The sequence below is a fragment of the Pantoea sp. M_9 genome, assembly GCF_008631385.1.
GTDB classification, from domain to species: domain Bacteria; phylum Pseudomonadota; class Gammaproteobacteria; order Enterobacterales; family Enterobacteriaceae; genus Pantoea; species Pantoea eucrina.
On the sequence record NZ_VWUF01000003.1, the window covers coordinates 109,236 to 125,287 of the forward strand.

Below are 16,052 nucleotides of genomic sequence, written 5' to 3' on the forward strand. Positions count from 1 at the left end.
TCCTCAGTAGCGACGGCGCGCGTTAGCTTCACGCGCTGCCTGCGCCTCTTCCACGCTGACCACCCGACGGCCAACCGGCCAGAGTGAAATCGCAGCCAGCTTAAAGTGCGCCAGCCCGGTGGGAATACCGATAATGCTCAGACACTGCATAATTCCGGTTGAGATATGCATTACGCAGAGCCACCAGCCAAAGAAAATAAGCCAGAAGATGTTCAAAAATGTACCGCCAGCGTTAAGAAACGCACTTTTGCTGTCAGGACGCAGTACATCAACGTGAACCGCTTCATTGCCGAACGGGACCAGCGAAAGTTTTGTGATTTCCCAGCAGGAGCGCGTCAGCGGCAGCGTAAAAATCAGTACGATGCTGACCAGCGTGGCAAAGAGCCAGCCAAGCGTAGTGAGAAAGCCGCCAAGGATAAAATTCAGAATATTAAGTACGGTGCGCATAACGCGTTTTTCCTTTTGCAATCCGCAATATGTGACGCCAAGTTTAGCCTGTTTTAAGGCTGGAGCGCCAAGTGTCTGACAGGTAAACTGCGCAATAACTGAATTTCACCTGATGATGCGGACATGGAACTGAAAGCAACAGCAATGGGTAAACGTCTGGCGCAGCATCCTTACAACCGGGTGCGTTTGCTGACTGCCGGTGTTGAAGTCAGCGGCGATCGTCATGAATACCTTATTCCGTTTAATCAGCTGCTGGATATCAGCTGCAAACGCGGCCTGGTATGGGGCGAACTGGAGTTTCTGCTGGCGGAGAATCAGGTGGTGCGGCTGCATGGTACAGAGTGGCAGGAGACGCAGCGTTTTTATCACTATCTGCAGCACGCCTGGCAGCAGTGGAGCGCTGAAATGAGCCATATCAGTGCGGGCGTGCTGGATGAGCTGCTGCTGCATATTTCGCAGCTGACCGCAGAGGATCGCTGGCTGAAGCGAAGTGAGCTGGCCGCTATCCTTACCCGGGTTAACGAGACAATTAAGGCACTGCCGCTGCCGCTGGCGCGCCTGGAGGCGCTGGATAACTGTCGTGAACGCTGGCATCGCTGCCGGCAGTGGCTGGAGCAGGGCGAAGCCACAATTCGCCAGCGTAATCGCCGCTGGAGCGAACAGGTGATTCAGGCCAATCCGGATTTTTTCGCTACGGTTGAGCACTCACCGCTTAATCGTGCGCAGGCAGAAGCGGTGGTCAATGGTGAAGAGACATTGCTGGTCCTGGCGGGTGCAGGCAGTGGTAAAACCGCCGTGCTGGTGGCCCGTGCCGGCTGGCTGCTGCAGCGGCGACTGGCTCATCCTGACCAGATACTGCTGCTGGCATTCGGCCGGGAGGCTGCAGAAGAGATAAATCAACGCCTGGACACGCAACTCAATGTAAAGGCGTTGCAGGCGCGTACTTTTCATGCGCTGGCGCTGCATATTATTCGCGAGAGTGGGCGCAAGCCGCCGGTTATCAGCCAGCTGGAGAGTGACAGCGCTGCCCGTCGCCAGCTGCTGCTGGAGAGCTGGCGCGAGCAGTGTGCGGCTAAAAAGGCGCAGGCCAGCGGCTGGCGTCAGTGGCTGGAGGAGGAGCTGGCGTGGACGTTGCCGGACGGCGCATTCTGGCAGGACAGCGCCATTGCGCAGCGGCTGGTGCCGCGTCTTGAGCAGTGGCTGGGCCTGCTGCGGATGCAGAGCGGTAATCAGGCGGAAACGATCGCGGCCGTTCCGGAAGCGTGGCGCGATAGCTTCAGTAAGCGGATAAAACTGATGGCGCCGCTGCTGAAAGCCTGGAAAAGTGCGCTTAAAGCGGAGGGTGCCGTTGATTTTGCCGGCCTGATCCAGCAGGCGACAGAGGTGCTGGAAAAAAGACGTTTTATCAGTCCCTGGAAGCATATTCTGGTCGATGAGTTTCAGGATGTCTCGCCGCAGCGTGCCGCACTTTTAAAGGCGTTGCGCGCGCAAAATGCTCATACCAGCCTGTTTGCTGCAGGCGATGACTGGCAGGCAATCTACCGCTTCAGCGGCGCTAAGCTCAATCTGACTACCGCTTTTCACCACTATTTTGGCGACGGCGACAGCTGCGTGCTGGATACCACCTATCGCTTTAATGCCCGAATTGCTGACATTGCCAATAGTTTTATCCAGCAAAATCCGCACCAGCTGAAAAAAACGCTTACCAGTCTGAACAAAGGAAGTAAAAAAGCGGTAACGCTGCTGCCGGACGATCAGCTGGAGGGGCTGCTGGATAAACTCAGCGGATTTGCGAAATCGGAAGAGAGGATTTTGCTGCTGGCGCGCTATCATCATCTGCGTCCGGCGCTGCTGGACAAAAAAAAAACGCGCTGGCCTGGATTACAGCTGGAGTNAAAAAAACGCTTACCAGTCTGAACAAAGGAAGTAAAAAAGCGGTAACGCTGCTGCCGGACGATCAGCTGGAGGGGCTGCTGGATAAACTCAGCGGATTTGCGAAATCGGAAGAGAGGATTTTGCTGCTGGCGCGCTATCATCATCTGCGTCCGGCGCTGCTGGACCGGGCAAAAACGCGCTGGCCTGGATTACAGCTGGAGTTTATGACAATCCATGCCAGTAAAGGTCAGCAGGCGGAGTACGTTATTCTGACCGGCCTCCATCAGGGAGCCGATGGCTTTCCGGCTCCGGCGCGTGAGTCGGTGCTGGAGGAGGGGCTGCTGCCACCCGTGGAAGATTTTCCCGATGCGGAAGAGCGGCGCCTCGCTTATGTGGCTATGACGCGGGCACGTGAACAGGTGTGGCTGCTGTTTAATAAAGCCTGTCCGTCGCGCTTTGTTGAACAGCTGCGTGAGCTGGGTGTACCGGTAGCGCGTAAAGCCTGAGCCTGACAGCGCCAGGAAAAGCGAGGCGCTAGCTGGTGCGTAACGTTTTCATCCAGCTCAGTAGCTTTTGCCGGGTTGCTGCATCAAAGCGTTTAAACCAGCGCTGTATTGAGGGCAAATCGCTGGCATCCTGCCAGGCAAAATCGGGGTTTTCGCTTACGGCTGCCGCCGAAGGAGCAGCAAAGCGCAGTACGGATGCCGTCTGTGCTGCGCGGTTGTAAGCCATCATCGCCTGCATCATGTCACCGCTGCCGCTCTGCGGCAGACGATCGCGCAGGCTGGCAATTTCTGTGCCCCGCTCATCAATCAGCCTGAAGTTCAGGAGTTTATTAAACGTGCTGCGTTCACGCCGGCTGTTCAGCGAGGGCAGGTGGATGGCCACAGAGTGTGCTTCCGCGGTAAACGTGACGATCATCGGTACTGACTGGAAATGGGTTGCGTCGGGACAGGGTTTCTCAACGCGAAACAGAAACTGATGCTGCCCCTGTTCCAGCTCAAGGCTGTCTGCGCCTTTTAATAGTGAGCCGGCAATTTTCCGCCCGTCCAGCACCAGCAAATCAATCTGCGGATCGAGTTTAAGCGTAATGGCGGGGCAGGATGCTGTGACAAGCAGCGCAATAATGCCTGTAACAGCCGGTGACAGCTTCATTTCTACTCCCGAAATATGGCGGGTAATCAGTGATGTGTAGCAAAGTATTTCATTATGGCACTAAATTTACATTTAAACATATTTATTCGTGCCCTGGCGCAAACATTTCATCTTTGCAGCTTGCGCCGCGCGCGGAAAGGGCAGCTACACTCTGGCAATAAAGAGAAGGGGGAAATGAATGAACGATCAAACGATACGTGATGTGCTGATGAATACCCGTCGTATCGCACTGGTGGGAGCCAGCGACAAACCTGCTCGTCCCAGCTATGGCGTGATGCGTTATTTACTGGATCAGGGATATGAGGTGATTCCGGTGAGCCCTAAACTGGCCGGGCAGCAGCTGATGGGGCAGACCGCCTACGCTTCACTGGCAGAGATCCCCGGTAAAGTCGATATGGTAGATGTATTCCGTAATGCTGAGGCGGCATGGGAAGTAGCTCAGGACGCTATTGCCATTGGCGCGAAAACGCTGTGGCTGCAGCTCGGCGTTATCAATGAGCAGGCGGCAGTGCTGGCAAGTGATGCTGGCCTGACGGTGATAATGGATCGCTGTCCGAAGATTGAGATCCCGCGGCTGAATATTACGCCAGCCTGAATCAGATGATAAAACGGCGACCTGCGTCGCCGATATAATTAATGTCGCAGGCTGGGTGCCTGCAACTGCTGCCGGATAGAAGCGGCCAGCTCATCCATAGAGGGCTGCTCTGGATGCTCGAACAGCGTTTCACCTGCCAGCTGCACTTCTGCAACGTAGGTATGAACCTGTTCGCCCTCTTCATCTTCCATCACCACATGATACCAAGGGGCGGCACGCAGCGTTTCCATTGCACCAACTTCATCCAGTTCCGGCTCATCCAGCGAATACTCAGGGTCAACATCGACGATGACACCCAGCACGCCAGAAAGACGATGCCGGACCTGCTGTCCAATTCCAAATTTACTGGCAATCATTGCGACCTCCCAAAACTTTACCTGCCACCAGATATGGGGGCAGGAATCGGGTTTTCAAGTCACAGTACGCGGCAGGCAAAACCTTTCAGATAGAGACCTTCCGGATAACTGGCTATTACCGGGTGATCGGCCGCCTGACGGAACTGCTCTATAAATTGTACATCACGTCCGGCATCCAGCGCCGCATCGGCCACAATCTTCTGAAATAAATCTGTAGCCATCAGGCCGGAGCAGGAGAACGTCAGCAGGATACCGCCTGGATTAAGCAGCTGCATCGCCAGCATATTGATATCTTTATAGCCACGGCAGGCGCCCATCAGCTGGTTTTTGTTCTCAACGAATTTAGGCGGATCCATAATAATCAGATCAAACTTTTCGCCTGCATCACGATAGCGGCGCAGCAGTTTAAAAACGTCATCCCGCAGGAACTGTGCCCGCGACACATCGAGCCCGTTTAGCTCAACGTTCTGTTTTGCTACGTCCAGCGCATCCTGTGAGGTATCCACGCTCAGCACTTCGCGACAGCCGCCGAGCAGTGCCGAAACGGCGAATCCGCCGGTATAAGAGAAGCAGTTAAGCACGCGCGCGTCCTGCGCATAGCGACGGGTGGCATAACGACTGTCGCGCTGATCAAGATAGTAGCCGGTCTTGTGGCCGCCCTGAATATCTACCAGCAGTTTCATACCGTGTTCGGTAATAGGCAGCAGGGCAGGCGGCAGTTCGCCGCTCACCGGGCCCTGTGCCAGCGGCAGCCCCTCTTTCTTACGCACGGCGACGTCGGAGCGATCGTAGATAGCGCACTCCGGATAGCACTGCTGCAGCGCCGAGACAATGGCAGGCCGCTGATATTCTGCTCCTGCCGACAGAAGCTGCAGTACCAGAAAATGACCAAAGCGATCGATGGTTACGCCGGGCATACCATCTGATTCGCCGGCGATCAGGCGATAGCTGTCGAGTCCGTCTCGGGTCGCCAGCCAGTCACGCCACTCTTGCGCCTGCTCTAAACGGCGAACAAAGAAGGCGATATCGATTGATTCATCCTGTTGCCAGCTCCATACGCGTGCGCGAATTTGCGACTCCGGTGAATAAGCGGCACGTGCCAGCCATTTGCCAGAGCTGTCGCAGATATCAATAGTTTCGCCAGACTGCGCTTTGCCTTCCATGCGCGCTACGGCGCCGGAAAAGACCCAGGGATGACGGCGGAGCAGGGATTTTTCACGTCCCCTGGTGAGAATCAATCGAACGGTCATAGTTTGCTATGCTTACCTGAAAAAATGAGGCGCTATTTTCCGGCGGATGGCACCAAATTGCAACGCGGAATAGGGGAAAGGTACTATGGCTGAACGCAGCTGCACAATCCGGGTATATGGCATGGTACAGGGCGTGGGCTTTCGTTATCACACCCAGCAGCAGGCGAAAGCGCTGGGCCTGACCGGTTACGCCCGCAATCAGTCCGATGGCAGCGTCGAAGTGCTGGCCTGCGGTCCGGAACAGCAGGTCGAAACGCTAATCAGCTGGCTTCAGGCAGGCGGGCCGCGCAGTGCGCGGGTGGACAACGTCGTGACCGGGTCCTGTGAGCCGGCCGAACGACCGGCCAGCTTTACCACTGGCTGATCAGAGACACTTCGCCGGTTTAGGCAGGCCGGCAATTTTTGTCGCCTGCTTTGCCGGGCCGTCCGGAAAGAGGCGGAACAGATAGCGGCTGTTGCCTTTTTCCTCGCCATACTTTTTCGCCATCGCCTTTACCAGCATGCGTACTGCAGGCGAGGTGTTAAATTCCCGGTAGAAGTCGCGTACAAAGTGGACGACCTCCCAGTGAGCCTCGCTCATCTCAATGTTTTCCTGCCCGGCGATCGCCAGCGCTACCTCTTCACACCAGTCTGCGTGGTTAGTCAGATAACCTTCTGCATCCGTTACAATCTCACTGCCGTTAACAATCACGCGTTTTCCTCATCTGTTATCTGCGCGTATTGTAAATTCCCGCCGCCTGAAAAAGCAAAAACCCCGCCGGAGCGGGGTTTGCTTTTTGTGCGCTGCAGCGTTAGTCGCGGTTAGCGAAACCCAGCAGGCTCAGCAGGCTGACAAAGATGTTATAGAGAGAGACGTAGAGTCCAACGGTCGCGCGGATATAGTTGGTCTCGCCACCATGAATAATGTTACTGGTCTCCCACAGAATGGCCCCTGCAGAGAAGAGAATGAAAAGCGCGCTAATAGCCAGATGCAGGGCCGGCAGCTGCAGGAACAGATTGGCTACGACCGCAACCAGAAGAACGACAAAGCCTGCCATCATCATACCGCCAAGGAATGACATGTCGCGGCGGGTAGTCAGTACATAGGCTGAACAGCAGAAGAAGACCAGTGCCGTGCCGCCCAGCGCCATGGCAATAACATCGCCCATGCCCGCGCTCAGAAACGAGCTGAGGATAGGCCCCAGGCAGTAGCCGAGGAAGCCGGTGAAAGCGAACGCTGCTGCTATTCCGGCCGGACTATTTGCCAGACGGTAGGTCAGAAACATCAAACCATAAAAACCTACCAGCATCAGGATCAAGCCGGGTGAGGGGAGTGCATAGACCGTGCTCAGCGTGGCGGTCACTGCAGAAAACGCCAGCGTCAGGCCGAGCAGAAAATAGGTATTACGCAGGACTTTGTGAGTGCCGATCAGAGATTGTTGCTGTGATGAGCTGATAATTTTGTCCATCATTTACTCCTTAAAGAGAGAGGACACCTTACATGCGCTGAGAATACGCAGCGGGATCGGAACAGCAAAGGCGTTTTACCCATCTTTACGCGATAAATTGCTGTTTCAGTGAGCAGAATGCTGTTTTTGACGGCGAAAAAAACAAATCTGGCTGTTTTTCAGCCGAACGATTCATTCACCGCTTTACATCATCCTGGGGGATGTTTATAGTGCGCCTCATTGCGGAGGGGTGGCCGAGTGGCTTAAGGCAGCGGTCTTGAAAACCGCCGATGGGAAACCATCCGAGAGTTCGAATCTCTCCTCCTCCGCCACTTTATCTCTGCAGATAAAGTACAACCTGTATCCGGAGGGATGGCCGAGTGGCTTAAGGCAGCGGTCTTGAAAACCGCCGATGGGAAACCATCCGAGAGTTCGAATCTCTCTTCCTCCGCCAAATTTAAAGAAGCCCGCAGCGATGCGGGCTTTTTGCATTTTACGCTTTCCCTTCCCGAACCTTCCTGCTGCTCCAGCCCTGACGTTTACTGCTATAGTCCATTCACAGTTTTTATAAACAGCGGGCGATTTTCGCCATCAAGCTGAGTTACACTGTGCAGTAATTCGCTCTTTGGCGGGCTAATCGTTTGAATGCCAGAGTGTTTCACTGATGAATTATGGAATGGGCACAATGATCAAAAAACTGAGTCTTTGCGCGTTGTCAGTTGTTGCGGCGCTTCCGGTAAGCCTGTCAGCGACCGCAGCAGAAGGGGATATGCAGCTTCAGCAGGTGCTGATGCTGAGCCGTCACAATCTGCGTGCGCCGCTGGCGACAAACGGTAGCGCACTGGAGCAATCCACTAAAAAGAGCTGGCCGCAATGGGATGTGCCGGGCGGTGAACTCACCACCAAAGGTGGCGTGCTGGAAGTCTACATGGGTAAATACACCCGTCAGTGGCTGACGCAGCAGGGGCTGCTGGCTGGCGGCAATTGTCCGGACACCAGCGATGTTTTCATTTATGCAAATAGCCTGCAGCGCACCGTTGCGACCGCACAGTTTTTTGCTGCTGGTGCCTTTCCTGGCTGTGACGTTGCGGTAACGCATCAGGATGCCATGGGAACGATGGATCCCATCTTTAATCCGGTGATTACCGATGACAGCGAAGCGTTTAACAAAAAAGCGCTGGCGGCGATGACGGCAGAGAATGAGAAGCTGGCCCTGAAGCCTGCGCTGCAGCGCCTGGAAAAGATTGTTGATTATAAATCGTCGCCTGCCTGCAATGGTAAAAAGCAGTGCACGCTGGACAGCGGTGATAACACTTTCAGCGCAGATAACGGCAAAGAGCCAGGCGTCAGCGGCCCGCTGAAAATCGGTAATTCCCTTGTTGATGCGTTCACGCTGCAATATTACGAAGGTTTCCCGGCCGAGCAGGTTGCCTGGGGGCAGATTAAAACGCCTGAGCAGTGGAAAGAGCTGGCGTCAGTTAAAAACGGTTATCAGGATGCGCTCTTCAGCTCGCCAGAGGTTGCACGTGAAGTTGCTGCACCGCTGGTGGATTACATCCGCAGCCAGCTGGTTGATGAAGATAAGGCCAGCGCACCTAAAGTGACGCTGATGGTAGGGCACGATTCAAATATCGCCTCGCTGCTCAGCGCACTGCAGGTGAAGCCTTACACTCTGCCGGGCAACGACGAGAAAACCCCTATCGGCGGACAGGTTGTATTTGAACGCTGGCACGATGGCAAAAATAACAAAGATCTGCTGAAAATAGAGTATGTCTATCAGACAGCCGATCAGCTGCGTAACGCAGATGTGCTGAGCCTCAAAAACCCACCAAAACGTGTCACGCTGCAGCTTGCCGGCTGTGATACTGATGCCAACGGCTATTGCAGCTGGGATCAGTTCTCTGCGGCGCTGAACAGCGCACTGCAGGGGACGCCTATGCAGCCTGCGGCCGCGCAGGAAGCGAAGCCGCAGCAGGCTGCAGACAATGCGCCGGACGCCGCTGCCGCAGAGAAACCGGCTGACGATAACGCTAAAGCTGAACAGGCGGCTGCGGATAAGGCGAAAGCGGACAAAGCAGCTGCAGATAAAGCCGCTGCGGATAAGGCGAAAGTGGACAAAGCAGCCGCAGATAAAGCCGCTGCGGATAAAGCGAAAGCGGACAAAGCAGCCGCAGATAAAGCAGCTGCTGATAAGGCGAAAGCGGACAAAGCAGCAGAAGACAAAGCGAAAGCTGATGCGGCTGCAGCGCAAAACGCACAGCCGGAGGCGGCAGCCGGCAAATCCGCCGCTGAAGCGAAGCCAGCTCAGTAACCTGCTACTGCAGGTTAACCGGCAGCAGGCTATAAAAAACCCCGCTCTGGCGGGGTTTTTTTGGGTCGTCAGCCGGCAATAACCACCAGTTTCTGATTGGCAAACTCTTTCAGACCGAGATCGGAAAGTTCACGTCCGTAACCGGAGCGTTTTACCCCGCCAAAGGGCAGCTCAGCTGCAGTATCACTCTGTGAATTGATAAACACCATACCGGTCTCAATCTGTGACGCCAGCCGGCGCGCGCGCGCAATATCCCGCGTCCAGATGGAGCCGCCAAGGCCATAGTGCGAATCGTTCGCCAGCGCCACGGCAGCCTCATCACTCTCTGCGATATAGAGCTGCGCAACCGGGCCAAAAAACTCCTGATAATAAGCGGGATTATCGGGCGTCAGGCCGGTCAGCAGAGTGGGCTGATAATAGCATCCGACGCCTTCAATAATGCGCCCGCCAAAACGCAGTTCTGCGCCATGCTCTACCGCCTCTTCAACCTGTCGCGCCAGCCGATCGCGCGCATCAAGGGAAGAGAGCGGTCCGAGCGTGGTTTTCTCATCCAGCGGATCGCCCGGCACAGCGGACTGCAGCGCGGCGCTGAATTTGCTCGTGAACGCCCCGGCGATCTGCGCATGCACAATAAACCGTTTGGCAGCGGTGCAGACCTGTCCGCAGTTGCTCAGACGTGCCTGCACGCCCTGGCGTACCGCTTCATCCAGGTCAGCATCGTCCAGAACAATAAAGACGTCATTGCCGCCCAGTTCAAGGGTGGATTTTTTCAGATGTTTGCCCGCCTGCTGTGCAACCGCGCTGCCGGCACGTTCAGAGCCGGTCAGCGCCACGCCCTGAACGCGATCGTCAGCGATAAGATCCGCCACCTGCTCATTGGAGATAAACAGGTTACTCCAGGCACCTTCTGGTGCACCCGCTTCACGTACCAGCTGCTCAAAGATATCCGCGCAGTGCGGCACAATATTGGCATGTTTTGCCAGTACCGGATTACCCAGCGCCAGATTAGGTGCCAGAACACGCATCAGCTGATAATACGGGAAGTTCCATGGCTCAACCGCAACGATAACGCCAATCGGATGATACTCCACCCAGGCTTCCCCGATTTCACTGGCATAGGGCTGAGGCTGCAGAAAAGCAGCGGCATGCTCAGCGTAATAACGTGCAATGCTGATGCAGACGCTGACTTCACCCCGGCTCTGACCAATCAGCTTGCCCATTTCGCGACTCGCTATGGTGGCCAGCTCCTCTTTGCGCTGCTCCATGAGATCGGCCAGGCGGCTCAGCACCCGGAGGCGTGGCTGGATGTCACCTTTGCTCCAGGCTGAGTGGTAGAGCGCATCTGCGGTTTCAAGCGCCTGTTGCACCCGGGCGTCATCATGCGCCTCCCAGTTTTTCAGCAGCTGATTATTTGCCGGATTGATGCTCTGGTAAGCCGTCATCGCGTCCCCCTGTTGGTGTTACCATAAAAAAAGGCGGGCTATGCCCGCCGGTTCTCACACGTTTTTGCGCTCGACAGGGACGTTGTCCCAGGTCAGAACATCCTGATCGGTTTTATCAAAAGCGCGCATCAGCACATCATCATTGCCCTGCTGCTCCCAGATCTGCTCTGCCAGTTTTTCATCGTAATTGGCAACTTCAAAGATCGCTTCTGCAATTTCCGGGGACGTCTGACGAATTTTCGCCCATTCGCCGACGCGATGTGCTCTGGACTGGTCTGTAGACATAATGATCTCCTGTTGAATTTATCCTTTGAGTTTTACCGCCAGAGTGGCGACATGTTCACCCTGATAGCGGGCAATTTGCAGCTCTTCAGGCGTAGGCTGGCGTGAACCATCGCCGCCTGCCAGCGTCGATGCACCATAAGGCGTTCCGCCGCGCACCTGTGAGATATCAAACATCTCTTTGGTGCCGTAGCCGATCGGAATAATGACCATGCCGTGATGAGCAAGCGTAGTCCATACTGACGTTATCGTCAGTTCCTGACCCCCGCCGGTACCGGTGGAAGTAAACACGCTGGCCAGTTTTCCGTGCAGTGCGCCCGAGGCCCACAGCCCGCCGGTACGGTCCCAGAAGTTGCGCATCTGGCCTGACATGTTGCCAAAGCGGGTCGGAGTGCCGACGATAATGGCATCATACTGCGTCAGATCGTCCGGCGTTGCCTCAGCTGCCTGCTGATCGACCTTGCCGCCAACCTCAGCAAAACGCGCCGCATCCATACTTTCCGGCACGCGCAAAATAGTCACTTCGGCTCCGCTGACGCGCTGCACGCCTTCTGCAACCGCCTGCGCCATGGTTTCCACATGTCCATACATTGAGTAATAGAGCACCAGAACTTTTGCCATTGTGGTTCTAACCTCCCGGTAAGATAAGTAAAAAGAGTATAGAAGAGCATGCGCGGGCTGCCGGGAAATGGCGCTGCTGCCCGCTGAGATTCAGCGCGTTTAAAAAATTAAAATTTTGATTTTTAATATTAAAATGGCCTTTTTTCAGATGAGTCGTAATTCTGAACGCGAATCGCGTTGCTGCATGCTGGGCAGATAATCCCGGCCGGCTGTTGCGCCTGCAGGCCGGGTTACGCCAGAATGGCGCCTGGCTACTTATCAGGTGTTCTATGTCTGCGTTACCTGCACGTCCCTATCTGCGCATTACCCGTCAGGAGCTGGTGCTGATTTTTATCACCATGGTCTGGGGCGGCACGTTTCTGGTGGTGCACCGCGCCATGGCTTACTCCGGTCCGTTTTTCTTTGTCGGACTGCGATTCGCCACGGCGTCACTGCTGCTGGCCTGTTTTTTCTGGCGCTATCTGCGCGCGCTGACCTGGCTTGAGGTCAGGGCAGGCACCATGATTGGCCTGGCTATTGCGGGCGGCTATGGCCTGCAAACCTGGGGGATGCAGACCATCTCCAGCAGCCAGTCTGCCTTTCTGACAGCGCTCTATGTTCCGGTGGTGCCGCTGCTGCAGTGGCTGGTGCTGCGCCGGCCGCCGGGCATTATGGCGTGGCTGGGGATTGCGCTGGCGTTCAGCGGCCTGGTGCTGGTGGCGGGGCCGCAGCAGAGCGGCATCGCCCTCAGCGCCGGGGAGAGCGCGACCCTGCTGAGCACGCTGGCGATTGCTGCCGAAATCATTCTGATTAGCCGCTATGCCGGACAGGTGGATGTGCGGCGGGTAACGCTGGTGCAGCTGCTGGTTGCCTCTGCTTGCGCCTTTCTTTTTATGATCCCGAATGGTGAAGCGCTGCCGTCGTTTTCTCTGCCGCTGGTGCTGAGCGCTGCAGGTCTGGGCGCCGCCAGCGCCCTGATTCAGGTGACGATGAACTGGGCCCAGCGCAGTGTGTCACCAGTACGCGCTACGGTAATTTATGCCGGAGAGCCGGTCTGGGCGGGGATTGTCGGGCGTCTTGCGGGGGAGCGACTGCCTGCGGCCGCGCTGCTGGGCGGCGCGCTGATTGTCTGTGGCGTGATTGTCAGTGAGCTGCGGCTGCGGCGTAAGAAAGCGGTGCCCGCTGAGGCACCGCAGAAGCCTTAACCGTGTGGCTGTGCAGCTGAACCGGCCGGCGCGCGGCTACGGTGCTGCAGAATGGCATTCAGGATAATGGCACCAAAGGTCGCGGTGCCGATACCGCCGAGCGTGAAGCTGCCGATCTTAAGCGCAAAATCGCCGGCGCCCAGAACCAGCGTGGTGGCGACCATGATCAGGTTACCGTTCTGCCCGAGATCGACCTGATTCTGCAGCCAGATACGGGCACCTGCCACCGCTATCAGGCCAAACACCACGATAGACGCGCCGCCTATGACCGGTGCTGGCACGGTATGGATGAGTGCGCCAAATTTCGGTGAAAAACCCAGCAGTATTGCGATCAGGGCCGCGGCGACGAACGCCAGCGTAGAGTAGACGCGCGTAACCGCCATAACGCCAATGTTTTCGGCATAGGTTGTCACGCCGCTGCCGCCGGCAGAGCCAGAGAGCATAGTGGCCAGCCCGTCGCCGACAAACGCCCGGCCCATCCACGGATCGAGATTGCGCCCGGTCATGGCTGCCACGGCCTTAATATGCCCCAGGTTTTCAGCAACCAGAATAATTGCGACCGGCGCGATCATCACTATCGCCTGCAGGTCGAACACGGGGGCGGTGGTGTGCGGTACGCCAAACCAGGCGGCGCGCGCCACGCCGCTGAAATCCACCGGTTTGCCGAGGCCGAAGCCATTGGTCAGCAGCGCATAGAACGCCCAGGCCACGATCAGCCCCACCAGGATCAACAGGCGCTGTACCAGCCCGCGCGTCATGACCGCCACCAGTCCGATACAGAGCACCGTCAGCACCGCCATCCAGCTGTCAAACAGGGTGGCGGAAACACTGTGTACCGCAATTGGCGCCAGGTTCAGGCCAATCGCCATGACGACGGCACCGGTGACGACCGGCGGCATCAGGCGCTCAATCCAGCCGGTACCCGCTTTCATCACAATCAGACCAATCAGGGTATAGAGCGCGCCGCAGGCGATAGTGCCGCCCAGCGCCACGGAGAGATGAGTATTAATGCCCTGGCCGGTGAAACCGGTGACCGCAATCACCACGCCCACAAAAGCGGCGCTGGAACCGAGATAGCTCGGCACGCGTCCGCCGGTAATAAAAAAGAACAGCAGCGTACCGATCCCGGAGAGCAGCACCGCGAGATTGGCATCCAGCCCCATCAGCAGCGGCATCAGTACCGTTGCGCCAAACATTGCGACCGCATGCTGCAGCCCAAGCACCAGCGTCTGCCCGAGCGGCAGCGTCTCGTCCGGGGCGATCAATCCGTCTTCGGTCATAGCTGACTTAACGCGCCAGCGTGGAAACCAGGTACTCGCCATAGATCATCTCCTGAGAGTGAGTAGAACAGGCCGCGTTATGCGGTATCAGCGGGCATCCTGCCGGGAGAAGGTGTGATAACCGCGATCGAACCAGGCGAGCCCCTGACGCGCCTCGCCCTGGGCCACAGCCAGCACAGTACAGAACAGAATATCGTGTGTGCCGACGCTGACCCGCTGTGTTATCTCGCAGTCAAAGGAGATCAGCGCGGCCTCCAGCAGCGGAGCGCCGCTGGCAAGCGTCTGCCACTGCGCAGCGGCAAAGCGATCCGCCATCGCGGTTTTGCCCCCGAACAGCGTGGAGAGGGCGTGCTGGTCTGCCGAAAGGGTATTGACGCAGAGTGCACGGTTATCGCGAAACGCCGGCCAGGCTGAGGCGGAGCGGTTCAGGCAGACCAGCAGCGTCGGCGGGGAGTCGGTCACGCTGCAGACGGCAGAGGCGGTAAAGCCAGCCACGCCTGCCGGGCCATCGGTGGTGATAACATTAACGGCTGCGCCCAGCTGCGCCATAGCGTTGCGAAAGGTGTCGCGATCGACTGCGGGTAAATCCGGAAGGGCATGTAGGCTCATGTTCAGACTCCTGATCTCAGCCCGCTGCCAGACAGGCGGGCTGAGCGGTCTCAGCCAGCCAGCGCAGCAGCAGCGTGTTAAAATTATCGCTATCGGTCACGCTCATGGCGTGGCCACCCCACGGCATGGTCAGCAGCTGGCCCTGCGGCAGCGCTGCCGCCAGCTGCGCTGAACAGCTCCACGGCACCAGCAGATCATCCTGGCTGCAGATCGCCAGCACCGGCTGGGTAATGCGTGCGGCGCAGGCACGAAAATCTGCTGTTTTCAGCGCGTGCAGACGACGCAGCAGGTTCTCTGCGCCCTGAAAGTGCTGCTGGTGATGCTTCTCTTCTGCCTCAGCACGCGCCTGATGCTGCGCCAGCCATTCGGCGGGATAGAGAAACAGCGGCTGAGCACGTACAAAGGCTTCAGTGCCCGCCTGCAGCAGCAGATCCTCTCTGACCTTAAAACAGCGCGCGGTATGGGGGCTGAGCGTCAGCCAGCCGTTGATGACCGCCACGCGCTCAACCCGATCGGGGTGATCCAGCGCCATTTGCAAACCAATCAGCCCCCCGAGCGCATGGCCCGCCACGCTGTAGCGCGCGATCTGATGCTGTGCCAGCGCCTCCGCCAGCTCGGCTGCCATCATCGCCAGGCTGTAGCCTTCAGGCAGCGGCGCGGCGCTGCGCCCGGTGCCGCGCTGATCGCAGGTGACAACGCGGTAGCGGGTGCTGAGCGCCGCCAGCTGTGGCTGCCAGAATCCGGCAACGCCACCGAGACCTGATACAAGTACCAGCGTGGGCGCATCGGCAGTGGTCAACCCGTGGATATCCAGCTTCATTACGCCTCCGCCTGTCCGATGTGCGCTACAGACGCAATCTCAACTAGCGCGTCAGGTTTTACCAGACCGCACTGAATACAGAAGCGCGCGGGCTTATCACCGGGAAAATAGTCGGCATAGACCTGATTCACGGCAGCGTAGTGCTGCCAGTCGGTGATAAAGATAGAGTTGAACGTGACATCTGCCATGCAGCCGCCAGCGGTTTCAATGACATTTTTGATGGTCTCCAGCACATGGCGGGTTTGCGCGGCCGCATCGCCGACGTGAACCACGTTGTTGTCCGCATCGAACGGCAGGGTGCCGGAAACGTACACCACGCCGTCAGCCAGCGTTCCGGGTACGAACGGGGCGATCGGCGTACTGCTGCCAGCCGGGATAATGACGCGTTTGGGCATAGT

17 protein-coding genes, 2 tRNA genes and 2 pseudogenes are annotated in these 16,052 nt (G+C 57.2%); 8 read left to right on the forward strand and 13 right to left on the reverse strand.

All coding sequences use genetic code 11. The annotated features are described in order from the left end of the window. Positions 1 to 3: 3 nt before the first annotated feature. Positions 4 to 447: a YccF domain-containing protein gene (locus F3I15_RS07280; protein ID WP_150017277.1), complete on the reverse strand. Its 444-nt coding sequence runs from the start codon at positions 445 to 447 to the stop codon at positions 4 to 6. Between the two features lie 123 nt (positions 448 to 570). Here F3I15_RS07280 and helD point away from each other — a divergent pair. Further along, positions 571 to 2,300 (forward strand): annotated as a pseudogene (gene helD / locus F3I15_RS07285) (DNA helicase IV); the annotation flags it as partial. 42 nt (positions 2,301 to 2,342) lie between these two features. Next, positions 2,343 to 2,828, forward strand: a pseudogene (locus F3I15_RS18190) (3'-5' exonuclease); the annotation flags it as partial. A 28-nt stretch (positions 2,829 to 2,856) separates the two neighbouring features. On the opposite strand, the gene F3I15_RS07295 reads toward F3I15_RS18190, so the two are convergent. Further along, positions 2,857 to 3,477, reverse strand: a complete 621-nt coding sequence (locus F3I15_RS07295; RefSeq protein ID WP_150017280.1) for a DUF2057 family protein — start codon at positions 3,475 to 3,477, stop codon at positions 2,857 to 2,859. Between the two features lie 178 nt (positions 3,478 to 3,655). On the opposite strand from F3I15_RS07295, the gene F3I15_RS07300 reads away from it, so the two are divergent. After that, positions 3,656 to 4,072 (forward strand): CoA-binding protein, encoded by a 417-nt coding sequence (locus tag F3I15_RS07300; RefSeq protein WP_039383662.1) that lies wholly within the window; start codon positions 3,656 to 3,658, stop codon positions 4,070 to 4,072. A gap of 38 nt (positions 4,073 to 4,110) precedes the next feature. Here the strand turns inward: F3I15_RS07300 and hspQ are convergent, their stop codons facing one another. Next, positions 4,111 to 4,428, reverse strand: a complete 318-nt coding sequence (hspQ, locus tag F3I15_RS07305) for a heat shock protein HspQ (RefSeq protein ID WP_150017281.1) — start codon at positions 4,426 to 4,428, stop codon at positions 4,111 to 4,113. A 59-nt stretch (positions 4,429 to 4,487) separates the two neighbouring features. Beyond that, positions 4,488 to 5,678, reverse strand: a complete 1,191-nt coding sequence (gene rlmI, locus F3I15_RS07310) for a 23S rRNA (cytosine(1962)-C(5))-methyltransferase RlmI (RefSeq protein ID WP_150017282.1) — start codon at positions 5,676 to 5,678, stop codon at positions 4,488 to 4,490. Positions 5,679 to 5,763: 85 nt separating this feature from the next. On the opposite strand from rlmI, the gene yccX reads away from it, so the two are divergent. Beyond that, positions 5,764 to 6,042, forward strand: coding sequence for an acylphosphatase (gene yccX, locus F3I15_RS07315; RefSeq protein WP_150017283.1), 279 nt, complete (start codon positions 5,764 to 5,766; stop codon positions 6,040 to 6,042). Here yccX and F3I15_RS07320 read toward each other — a convergent pair whose 3' ends face one another. Next, positions 6,043 to 6,369, reverse strand: a complete 327-nt coding sequence (locus F3I15_RS07320; protein WP_150017284.1) for a TusE/DsrC/DsvC family sulfur relay protein — start codon at positions 6,367 to 6,369, stop codon at positions 6,043 to 6,045. Between the two features lie 100 nt (positions 6,370 to 6,469). Next, entirely contained in the window at positions 6,470 to 7,126 is a 657-nt protein-coding gene (yccA, locus tag F3I15_RS07325; protein ID WP_039383670.1) for an FtsH protease modulator YccA, read from the reverse strand. Positions 7,127 to 7,349: 223 nt separating this feature from the next. Here yccA and F3I15_RS07330 point away from each other — a divergent pair. The 3 genes from F3I15_RS07330 to agp all read left to right on the forward strand — a co-directional run bounded on the left by F3I15_RS07330 (position 7,350) and on the right by agp (position 9,416). Further along, positions 7,350 to 7,437 (forward strand) — tRNA-Ser (locus F3I15_RS07330). 34 nt (positions 7,438 to 7,471) lie between these two features. Beyond that, a tRNA-Ser gene (locus F3I15_RS07335) sits at positions 7,472 to 7,559 on the forward strand. Positions 7,560 to 7,790: 231 nt separating this feature from the next. Further along, a complete protein-coding gene (agp, locus tag F3I15_RS07340) occupies positions 7,791 to 9,416 on the forward strand; it encodes a bifunctional glucose-1-phosphatase/inositol phosphatase (RefSeq protein ID WP_150017285.1) in 1,626 nt (541 codons plus the stop codon). 68 nt (positions 9,417 to 9,484) lie between these two features. Here the strand turns inward: agp and F3I15_RS07345 are convergent, their stop codons facing one another. From F3I15_RS07345 to wrbA, 3 genes are read right to left on the reverse strand one after another with little or no spacing between them, the layout of a single operon-like run. After that, a complete protein-coding gene (locus tag F3I15_RS07345; RefSeq protein ID WP_150017286.1) occupies positions 9,485 to 10,858 on the reverse strand; it encodes an NAD-dependent succinate-semialdehyde dehydrogenase in 1,374 nt (457 codons plus the stop codon). Between the two features lie 54 nt (positions 10,859 to 10,912). Next, positions 10,913 to 11,143: a YccJ family protein gene (locus F3I15_RS07350; protein ID WP_039383674.1), complete on the reverse strand. Its 231-nt coding sequence runs from the start codon at positions 11,141 to 11,143 to the stop codon at positions 10,913 to 10,915. A gap of 18 nt (positions 11,144 to 11,161) precedes the next feature. Beyond that, on the reverse strand, positions 11,162 to 11,761 hold the full coding sequence (gene wrbA / locus F3I15_RS07355) for an NAD(P)H:quinone oxidoreductase (RefSeq protein WP_065649652.1): 600 nt from the start codon (positions 11,759 to 11,761) through the stop codon (positions 11,162 to 11,164). A 269-nt stretch (positions 11,762 to 12,030) separates the two neighbouring features. On the opposite strand from wrbA, the gene F3I15_RS07360 reads away from it, so the two are divergent. Beyond that, on the forward strand, positions 12,031 to 12,945 hold the full coding sequence (locus tag F3I15_RS07360) for a DMT family transporter (protein ID WP_150017287.1): 915 nt from the start codon (positions 12,031 to 12,033) through the stop codon (positions 12,943 to 12,945). On the opposite strand, the gene rutG is transcribed toward F3I15_RS07360, so the two are convergent. From rutG to rutC, 4 genes are read right to left on the reverse strand one after another with little or no spacing between them, the layout of a single operon-like run. Continuing rightward, positions 12,942 to 14,267 carry a pyrimidine utilization transport protein G gene (rutG, locus tag F3I15_RS07365; protein ID WP_150017288.1) on the reverse strand — a complete coding sequence of 442 codons (1,326 nt, stop codon included), beginning with the start codon at positions 14,265 to 14,267 and terminating at the stop codon, positions 12,942 to 12,944. The two genes, F3I15_RS07360 and rutG, sit on opposite strands and share 4 nt — an antisense overlap. Before the next feature lie 45 nt (positions 14,268 to 14,312). Next, positions 14,313 to 14,834, reverse strand: coding sequence for an NADH-dependent FMN reductase RutF (gene rutF, locus F3I15_RS07370; RefSeq protein WP_039383691.1), 522 nt, complete (start codon positions 14,832 to 14,834; stop codon positions 14,313 to 14,315). 16 nt (positions 14,835 to 14,850) lie between these two features. Continuing rightward, the gene (rutD, locus tag F3I15_RS07375; protein ID WP_150017289.1) at positions 14,851 to 15,654 is read right to left on the reverse strand and encodes a pyrimidine utilization protein D; all 804 of its coding nucleotides are present in this window, start codon (positions 15,652 to 15,654) and stop codon (positions 14,851 to 14,853) included. Further along, a complete protein-coding gene (rutC, locus tag F3I15_RS07380; protein WP_039383696.1) occupies positions 15,654 to 16,049 on the reverse strand; it encodes a pyrimidine utilization protein C in 396 nt (131 codons plus the stop codon). Before rutC ends, rutD begins: the two co-directional genes overlap by 1 nt. Positions 16,050 to 16,052: the final 3 nt, after the last annotated feature.